The organism is Ramlibacter sp., assembly GCF_035554825.1.
Taxonomy (GTDB): Bacteria; Pseudomonadota; Gammaproteobacteria; order Burkholderiales; family Burkholderiaceae_C; genus Ramlibacter.
Window position 1 is genome coordinate 1 of record NZ_DATMHS010000076.1, and the last position, 8,294, is coordinate 8,294.

Sequence of the window (8,294 nt, forward strand, 5' to 3'; positions counted from 1 at the left end):
CAGGGCGAGCCGTTGGTGCGGGCGCCGTGGTCCCACGGGCCCAGCAGCAGGCGGTTGTCGGCGCCCGGGTTGCTCAGGAAGCGCGCGATGGAGCCGTTGACGAAGGCGCTGCCGTCGTACCAGCCCGAGATCGAATACACGTGCACCCGGCCCGGCACCTGCTGCATGTACCAGTAGGGGCTGCAGGCGCCGCTGTGCAGGCCGGGGTCGTGCGAGGCCGCTTCTTCGCGGTAGGCGAGCTCGGGCGCGAGGTCGCGCAGGCGGAAGCTGTCGCGGTGCTCCTCGATCGCCGCGCGCAGCAGCGAGCCGTCCGTGTCCGCGTCGACCGGCTGCGGGCCGGCGTACTGCGGCGCGTTGAAGTAAGGGTAGGGCGCGAGCCGGTCGCGCCGGTCGAGGTCCAGCGCCTGCACCAGGTCGTCGTAGTTCTCGGTGATCGTGGTGCACATGATCCCGCCCGGGAACACGTGGTCGCTGTAGGTGTCGTGCACGGCGAACAGGGGCGCGATCGCCTTCACCGCCGGATGCCCGGTGCTGGCCAGGAAGCAGGCCGCCGCGCCGAGATAGGAGATGCCGGTGGCGCCGATCACGCCGTCGGACCAGGGCTGGCGCACGATCCATTCGGCGATCTCGCCGTGGTCCTCGCGCTCGCGCGGCGAGCGGAACGAGTCGCGCGTGCCGAAGCTCGCGCCGCAGCCGCGCACGTCGACCACCACCACCGCGTAGCCGCGCGGCACGAAGAAATCGCGGTACTTCGCCGCGTTGGGGCTGGGGTCGGCGCCGGGGCCGGTCACCTTGAAGCGGCGGTAGTACGGCGTCAGGATGACGACCGTCGGAAAGCGCTGCGGCGCCGTCGCGGTCGTGCCTTCGGCTTCAGGCAGGTACACGTCGACCGCCAGGCGGATGCCGTCGCGCATGGTGACGTAGCAGGAATCCGGTGTGGGCACCGCGTACGTCGCGGGCCGGCGCTGCAGGTACTCGGAGGGGGAAGTGCGCCAGGCGCTGCCGGCATCGTCTCGGTCTGACATGTGTACATCCGGTGTTCCACGCAGTGGGAAGCAGACGTTCTCCCATTAAACTGCGCGGCGGCATTGTGCCACTCGTCGTATCCACTCCCACGGAATCAACCATGCGCTTCACGCGTCGCCTGCTGCTTGCCTCCCTCGGCCTTGCCTTCTCGCTCGGTGCCGGCCCATCGATGGCCCAGGACTACCCGGCGCGCCCGATCAAGCTGGTGATCCCGCAGGCGCCGGGCTCCGGCGCCGATGCCGTCGGCCGCATGCTGGCCGACTTCATGAGCCGCGACCTGAAGCAGTCGGTGGTCGTCGACAACAAGCCCGGCGCCAACGGCATCATCGCCTCGCAGATGGTGCAGAAGGAGGCGGCGGACGGCTACACGCTGCTGCTGACGAGCGTGTCGCTGGTGAGCTTCAACCAGTTCCTGTACAAGAACGTTCCCTACGATCCGCTCAAGGACTTCACCTTCGTGGCGCCCGTGTCCGACGCGAGCTTCGTGCTGGTGGCCAGCACCGCGAGCGGCATCAAGTCCTGGGACGACCTGGTCAAGAAGGCGAAGGCCAATCCGGACTCGGTGACCTACGCCAGCGCCGGCACCGGCAACTCGACCCACCTGTACACGGAAATGATCGCGCTGCGTTCGGGCATGAAGCTGCGCCACATCCCGTACAAGAGCTCGGGCCCGGCGCTGATGGCGGTGGTGGGCGGCGAGACCGACGTCATGACCGTGGTGACCGCCACCGGCCTGGCGCAGATCAAGTCGGGCAAGGTGGTCGGCCTCGCGCAGTCGGGCGACACGCGTTCGCCGCAGCTGCCCAACCTGCCGCTGATCAAGGAACTGGCGCCCAACGTGCCGGCGCTGCCCGGCTGGTACGCGCTGGTCGGGCCGGCGAAGATGGACGCCAGGATCACGCAGAAGCTCGCCGCCTCGGTGAACCACTTCCTGTCGGATCCGGCGATGAAGCAAAAGCTGATCGACCAGTTCCTGTTCCCGATCCCGGGCACGCCGGCCGACATCCAGAAGCGTGCCGAGAGCGAAGCGAAGACCTGGGGCGGGCTGATCCGCGACCTGAAGATCCAACTCGATTGAGGGTCCGCAGCGGGCGCGGCGCGAGAAGACGCGCGGCCCGGGCGCGCCGAGGTGGCGCTGCATTCTTGCAACGACGCTTGCGTTTTCTCAACTGCCGAGCTGGCGAATCGAGGCATCCTACGGCCATCGACGGTTGTCTCCTCGGCGGGGGAAATCCAAGGAACCCGCTGTTTCCAACCCCCTGCGGCGCAAGCGGCAGGGGGTTTTTTCTCGGCCGCCGGATCAGCGGCCGCGCAGGTCGGTCGGCGCGGTCCGCAGCGGGTTGGCGGCGGGCAGCCGCCGCGCGATCTGCCAGCCCAGCGCGAGGCCGATGGTGTCGGCAACGAGATCGAGCCACTCGCCGCTGCGGTAGCCGGTGAGGGTCTGCAGCAGCTCGATCAGGGCGCCGTACGCGAGCAGCCCGGCCAGCACCCGCGGGCCGCGGCCCGGATACGACAGGCAGCCCAGGATCGCGAGCACGGCGAAGGCCAGCGCATGGTTGGCCTTGTCCCAGCCGGTGCTCGGCATGAAGTGGGTGGGCCGCATCAACGCGAGCACGAGGACGGCGCCAAGGCACAGCCAGAACGCCCAGCGGCGTTGGGTGGTGGAGATCCGGGACAACATGGCGCGACTATCGCATGGCGTGGCTGCGGGCGCGCACAAAAGAAAAGGCCCGCCGCAGTCAGGGTGGCGGGCCGACGTGCCGGCCGGAAGGAGGGACACCCCCGGCTGGCGCGTACCTGGCGCTTATTGCGCCAGGATCCACTGGACCAGGTTCTTCACCTGGCCGGCATCCTTGGTGGCGACGGCCTTGTGCTCTTCCTCGCTGCCGTCGTCCATCTTGACCTTCGGGCTCTTGGTGACCATCTCGGTCAGCTTGGCCTCGCCGTCGGCCTTGCCCTTGTACTTGGCGGCGATCTTCTGGTAGGCCGGGCCCTTCTTGGCCTTGTCGACCGCGTGGCACTTGGTGCAGCCGTTTTCCTTCGTCATCTTGAGGGCGGCATCGGCGTCCGGCGCCGCGGCGGCGGGGACGGCGAACGCGAGCGCGGCGGCGGCGCTGGCCAGCAGGGGGATCACTTTCATCTAAAGCTCCTGGTGTGAAGGTTGTCCTGTGCACATCGGTAAGCATCAGGCGTGCCAGTTCACCTCGAGCGCCATTTGCCTTTTGGAATCAGGCACTTGCGCCGATCACGCGGGCCGCCGCGGCGGCGTTCGCGGGCGGCGAAGTACATTTTCTTTGTGCAGTGGGCCAGGCTGCGTCGCGCTTTTTTCCTTGCCGGTCAACGGGTTGCGCGCGGACGGCGAGCCCGGCGCTTTCTATACACCCCGGCGCAGCGGTCCGGCTGCGCTGCGAGTGTGGTGAAGCGCGCCGGTTCAGCACGCGTTCAGGCGGCCGGGTGTACCTTGGCGGCTCCAAGGGAGACCACCATGAGCAGCTATCCCGCCCTGGCGAGTCGCACGGCCCTGCGCGGCCCGGTGCGCCTGTGCCGCCTGACCGACGACCAGCCCCGCACCGCGATGGATTCGCCGGCACTGCAGGTCATGACCGACCTTACGCGCGTCGCCGCGGCGGTGGCCTCGCCGGCGACCACCGTCGACGAAGCCAACCACTCCATGATGCGGCGCGGCGTGCGCATGCTGCTGGTGCTGGACGACCAGGAACTGCTCGCCGGCATCGTCACCGCCACCGATCTCATGGGCGAGAAGCCGGTGACGCTGGCGCGCGAGCGGGGCGTGCGGCACGCCGCGATCCTGGTGGCCGACGTGATGACGCCGACCCAGCGGCTGGACGCGTTCGAGCTGCGCAGCGTGCAGCACGCGCTGGTGGGCCATGTGGTGGCCAGCCTGCAGCAGAAGCGCCGCCATCACGCGCTGGTGACGCAGCCCGACGGCAACGGCGGGCTGGAGGTGCGCGGCATCTTCTCGCTGTCGCAGATCGCGCGGCAGCTGGGCACGCCGCTGGAGCTGCCCGACGCTGCCGACAGCTTCGCCGAGATCGAGGCGGCGCTGGCGCACTGAGGCCGGCGGCGGCCGGCCCGCGCGGTCAGGGCCGCCGCGCGGCGTCGATCGCCAGCACGCTGGGGTCCTTGTCGCCGTGGCCGGCGGCGATCAGCTGGTCCATGCGGGCGGCCAGGCCGGGCAGCACGCCCAGCGGGCGGTTGCCGCAGGCCTCCAGCATCAGGCGCACGTCCTTGCGCGCCATGGCCAGCTCGAAGGTGGCGGTGAAGTTGCCCTTGGCCATGTTGCCGCCGCGGCCCGCCACCATCGCGTTGAGGTCCAGCAGCCCCAGCAGCTTGATGGCGTCTTCGGCGGGCACGTCGCTGCCCTGCGCGATGGTGAGGATGTCGGCCATCAGGCCCGACAGGCCGATGATCATCGCGTTGCCGAACAGCTTGTTGACGGCCGCGAGGTCGGTACGCTCCCCCAGGTACTCGATCTTGCCGGTCATCTTGGCCAGCTCCGGCTGGACGCTGTCGAACAGCGCCTTCGGGCCGCACGCCAGCATCGAGCCGACGGCCTTGCGCGCCGCCGGCGGTCCCATGAACACCGGGCAGTGCAGGTAGCGCACACCCTCGGCGCGCAGCCGCTCGGCGCGCTGCGCCGTCAGCGCCGGCAGGGTCGTGGTGTGATCGACGATCACGGCGTCGGCGGACAGGGCCGGCCGCAGCGCCGCGATCACCTCGTCCACCACGGCGTCGTCCTTGAGCACCAGGTGCACGCGTGCGGCGCCGCGCACCGCGTCGGCCGGCGTCGCGGCCGGCTTGACGCCGAACGGCGCCAGCGCCTGCGCCTTGTCGGGGGTGCGGTTCCAGGCGCTCACCTGGTCGCCGCGCTTGGCCGCGGCCTCCGCGAAAGCGCCGCCGAGCAGGCCGGTGCCGAGAAATGCAATCTGTGCCATGGTGTGATCCTTTGTCGAGAAGTTGGTCTGGTGGTCGGCCGCGGGCCGGGGGCCGCGCGGACGGATGATCTCAGGCTGCCGGTTCGCGCGTTCCGGTGCGGCCTTTGGTGGCGACGAGGAAGCCGCGCGCCGGCGCGACCCACTCGATGCCGCGCTCGGCGAGGGCAGGCAGCGCCGCGTCGGCGACCGTTCCGCCGACCAGCATCTGGTCCTGCACCAGCAGGTACCGGCGTCCGGACCTGGCGCGATCGAAGGGCGCGAGCACCTGCAGCGTGCAGTCGCCGCCGAGCACGACCGCATCGCCGGGCGCCGCTTCGCGAACGCCGGCGCCGGTGCGGTCGCGCCAAGCGGCCGTCGCTGCATCGGCCGCTCCGGTGAGCAGGATCGTGCCGATGCGGCCGCCGGCCGCGGCCAGCACCGCATCCAGATGCGCCTGGTCGGCGGCCGCCGGGTCGATCGCCGCCCAGTCGTCGCCGCTGCCCACCACATAGGTGTTGCCGCCGTCGGCGGACGCGATGCGCGCCACGCGCGGCGTCAGGCGCACCGGGACGTCCGGTCGCAGCTCGCACCACGCGGTGCCATGTCCCTGCGGGTCCAGCAGCCCCAGCTCCGCCCAGGCGGGCTCGTGCGGCGGCACCGGGCGCACGCCGTGGCGGTCGACGCCCAGCCGCGGCGCCACGGTCGGCACCTCGCGCGGCGAACGGGCCCAGGCCAGCAGGGCCCGGGTGTCGGCGAAGCGGCCGATCATGCCGATCACGGCGCGCGTCGGCGTCATCAGGCGGCGCGAGTTCTCGCTGGAGAGCGCGTCGGCCGGCCGCAGCCACACGTGGTCGACGGTCTCCAGCGCGTCGTGCGCCGACGACTGGCCGGCCGGCAGCACGGCCAGGAAGAAGCGCGTGTCGAAGCGCTTGGCCCGGCCCGGCGGCGTGATCCAGTGGGCGATGTAGAAGAGCTGATCGGCGGCCAGGCGCAGGCCGAAGTCTCGGCAGATGTCGGCGAACGCCACTTCGCCCCGGTGCAGCGGAGCGCGCAACTCGCCCAGGCGGGTGCCGGCGTCGACCAGCATGTCGATCGGCTGGCCGCGTTCGTCGACCGCGAAGAGGATGCCGGCTTCCTCGAAGCATTCGCGGATCGACGCGACGAAGTGGTCCAGCCCGCCATGCGGCACGCCAAGCAGCGCACTGGCGGCGCGGTCGTCCAGGCCGACGCAGGCGTCGTGGCAGTGCCGGTCCCCCGCATCGAGCAGTCCCCCGGGGAAGACCCAGGCGCAGCTGTTGTGGTCGCCTTTTTCCGCCCGCCTGAGCAGCAGCAGCTCCAGGCCGTGCGGCGCGTCGCGCACGACGACGACGGTGGCGGCCGGGCGTGGCGGGGGCGGTGCGGTCATGCGCTGGGGTCTCCTGTCGTTCCTGCCGCTCCGGGGCAGGCACGCCGGATTCTGCCCGCATTCGATGACTCGAGCGTGTCGGCGGGTGCGGGCAACAGGGCGCGGCCGCGCCGCGGCGACCGGCCGGGGCGGCACGGCGCACCCGATGGCTCGTGCCGCCAGCCCGGGCGGCGGCCCTTGATCCGAGTCAAGGAAAGTCGCTCGAGCATGGCCTAACACCAACCGTGTGACGTGACCCGAGCCGGCAGTCGCCGACTGTGGGCCGGGCCTGGAGAGCGCATGTGAACACGGCAAGGGCAGCGCGGCAGCGCGATGTGGGCGGCAACCCGGTGCTGCTGGTGGCACTGGCGGTGCTCATCGGCGTGGCGCTGGGCATCGGCGGCTACACGCTGGTGTACGCGGACGCGCTCTCCTACATGAGTTCGGACCCGAAGGTCTGCGCCAACTGCCACATCATGCGGTCGCAGTACGACTCGTGGCAGAAGTCGAGCCACCACCACGTGGCCGTGTGCAACGACTGCCACCTGCCGCGCGGCTTCGTCAGCCAGTACGTGGCCAAGGCCCTGAACGGCTTCAACCATTCGAAGGCGTACACGCTGCAGAACTTCGCCGAGCCGATCGTCATCAAGCCGTTCAACGCCGACATCGTGCAGGCCAACTGCCTGGCCTGCCACCGCCCGCTGGTGCAGGACGCCGTGATGGCGCGCGGCCCCGGCGAGGAAGCCAGCTGCGTCCACTGCCACCAGTCCGCTGGCCACGGCGAACGCGCCGGCCTGGGCGGACCGCGGACCTGAACCCGGAGGTTATTTCCATGAAACCGAGATCCCGTCTGTTCGCGCGCACCCAGCGCGGCGTCTCCTCGAGCGTGCTGCTGCCGGTGCTGGTGGTCGCGGCCCTGGTGGCCGTGGCGCTGGCGGCGCTGCTGGTCAACATCTTCGAGCGCAGGCAGGAGGCGAAAGTCACCACCACCCGCCTGGTCGAGGTGACCCGCGACACCACGGACCCCGCGAAATGGGGCGTGAACTGGCCCAAGCAGTACGACGCCTACAAGCTCACGGCGCAGACGACGCGCACGCGCTTCGGCGGCCACGGCGGCAGCGAAGCCCTGCCGCAGGAGAAGATCGACAAGGACCCGTGGCTCAAGCGGATGTTCCTCGGCTACGCATTCTCGATCGACTACCGCGACCGCCGCGGCCACGCCTACATGCTGCAGGACCAGGAGAACACGCAGCGGCAGACCAAGCCGCAGACCGGGTCCTGCCTGCACTGCCACGGCTCGGTGATGCCGCTGTACCGCAAGCTGGGCGACGGCGACGCGATCAAGGGCTTCGAGATGACGTACAAGATCCCGTACAAGGACTTGAACAAGCAGCTGCACGACATGGGCCACGGCCACACGGTGACCTGCCCCGACTGCCACGACCCGCAGACCATGCAGCTGATCGTCACGCGCCCGGCCTTCCTGCAGGGCATCGAGCGGCTGGCCAACTCGGAAGCCGGCACGCCGTTCGCGCCCTCGATCGAGCGATGGCGCGCCGCCGGCAAGAAGGCCGCCTACGACCCGAACAAGGAAGCCAGCCGCAACGAGATGCGCACCTTCGTCTGCGCGCAGTGCCACATCGAGTACTACTGCTCGTCGGTGATGAAGCTCACGGCGCCCTGGGGCAAGGGGTTGAACGTCGACCAGATCGAGACCTTCTGGAACGAGACCAAGATGCCCGACGGCGGCCGCTTCTTCGACTACAAGCATGCCGAGACGGGCGCGCCGATCCTCAAGGCCCAGCATCCCGAGTTCGAGATGTGGAGCCAGGGCGTGCATGCCCGCAGCGGCGTCGCCTGCGCCGACTGTCACATGCCTTACGCGCGCGACGGCGCCACCAAGATCTCGGACCACTGGGTGCGCAGCCCGCTGCTCAACGTGAATCGCG

9 protein-coding genes are annotated in these 8,294 nt (G+C 70.3%); 4 read left to right on the forward strand and 5 right to left on the reverse strand.

All coding sequences use genetic code 11. From position 1 onward, the window contains the following. Nucleotides 1–1,025: CocE/NonD family hydrolase (locus VNT59_RS09290; RefSeq protein ID WP_325498052.1), on the reverse strand; the 1,025-nt coding region annotated here is incomplete at its 3' end. A 101-nt stretch (nucleotides 1,026–1,126) separates the two neighbouring features. Between VNT59_RS09290 and VNT59_RS09295 the strand changes: the two genes are divergently transcribed. Continuing rightward, the gene (locus VNT59_RS09295; RefSeq protein WP_325498053.1) at nucleotides 1,127–2,104 is read left to right on the forward strand and encodes a tripartite tricarboxylate transporter substrate binding protein; all 978 of its coding nucleotides are present in this window, start codon (nucleotides 1,127–1,129) and stop codon (nucleotides 2,102–2,104) included. A 222-nt stretch (nucleotides 2,105–2,326) separates the two neighbouring features. Here the strand turns inward: VNT59_RS09295 and VNT59_RS09300 are convergent, their stop codons facing one another. Continuing rightward, nucleotides 2,327–2,707: a VanZ family protein gene (locus tag VNT59_RS09300; RefSeq protein WP_325498054.1), complete on the reverse strand. Its 381-nt coding sequence runs from the start codon at nucleotides 2,705–2,707 to the stop codon at nucleotides 2,327–2,329. 123 nt (nucleotides 2,708–2,830) lie between these two features. After that, nucleotides 2,831–3,166 carry a c-type cytochrome gene (locus VNT59_RS09305; RefSeq protein WP_325498055.1) on the reverse strand — a complete coding sequence of 112 codons (336 nt, stop codon included), beginning with the start codon at nucleotides 3,164–3,166 and terminating at the stop codon, nucleotides 2,831–2,833. A gap of 345 nt (nucleotides 3,167–3,511) precedes the next feature. Here VNT59_RS09305 and VNT59_RS09310 point away from each other — a divergent pair, with 345 nt between their 5' ends. After that, nucleotides 3,512–4,102, forward strand: a complete 591-nt coding sequence (locus tag VNT59_RS09310; RefSeq protein ID WP_325498056.1) for a CBS domain-containing protein — start codon at nucleotides 3,512–3,514, stop codon at nucleotides 4,100–4,102. 25 nt (nucleotides 4,103–4,127) lie between these two features. On the opposite strand, the gene VNT59_RS09315 is transcribed toward VNT59_RS09310, so the two are convergent. Both VNT59_RS09315 and VNT59_RS09320 read right to left on the reverse strand, forming a co-directional pair. Then, on the reverse strand, nucleotides 4,128–4,982 hold the full coding sequence (locus tag VNT59_RS09315) for an NAD(P)-binding domain-containing protein (protein ID WP_325498057.1): 855 nt from the start codon (nucleotides 4,980–4,982) through the stop codon (nucleotides 4,128–4,130). A gap of 70 nt (nucleotides 4,983–5,052) precedes the next feature. Beyond that, nucleotides 5,053–6,366: an NUDIX domain-containing protein gene (locus tag VNT59_RS09320; RefSeq protein WP_325498058.1), complete on the reverse strand. Its 1,314-nt coding sequence runs from the start codon at nucleotides 6,364–6,366 to the stop codon at nucleotides 5,053–5,055. Between the two features lie 281 nt (nucleotides 6,367–6,647). On the opposite strand from VNT59_RS09320, the gene nrfH reads away from it, so the two are divergent. Beyond that, nucleotides 6,648–7,160: a cytochrome c nitrite reductase small subunit gene (nrfH, locus tag VNT59_RS09325; protein ID WP_325498059.1), complete on the forward strand. Its 513-nt coding sequence runs from the start codon at nucleotides 6,648–6,650 to the stop codon at nucleotides 7,158–7,160. A gap of 17 nt (nucleotides 7,161–7,177) precedes the next feature. After that, nucleotides 7,178–8,294 (forward strand): ammonia-forming cytochrome c nitrite reductase subunit c552 (locus VNT59_RS09330; protein WP_325498060.1); only part of this gene is annotated, 1,117 nt, incomplete at its 3' end.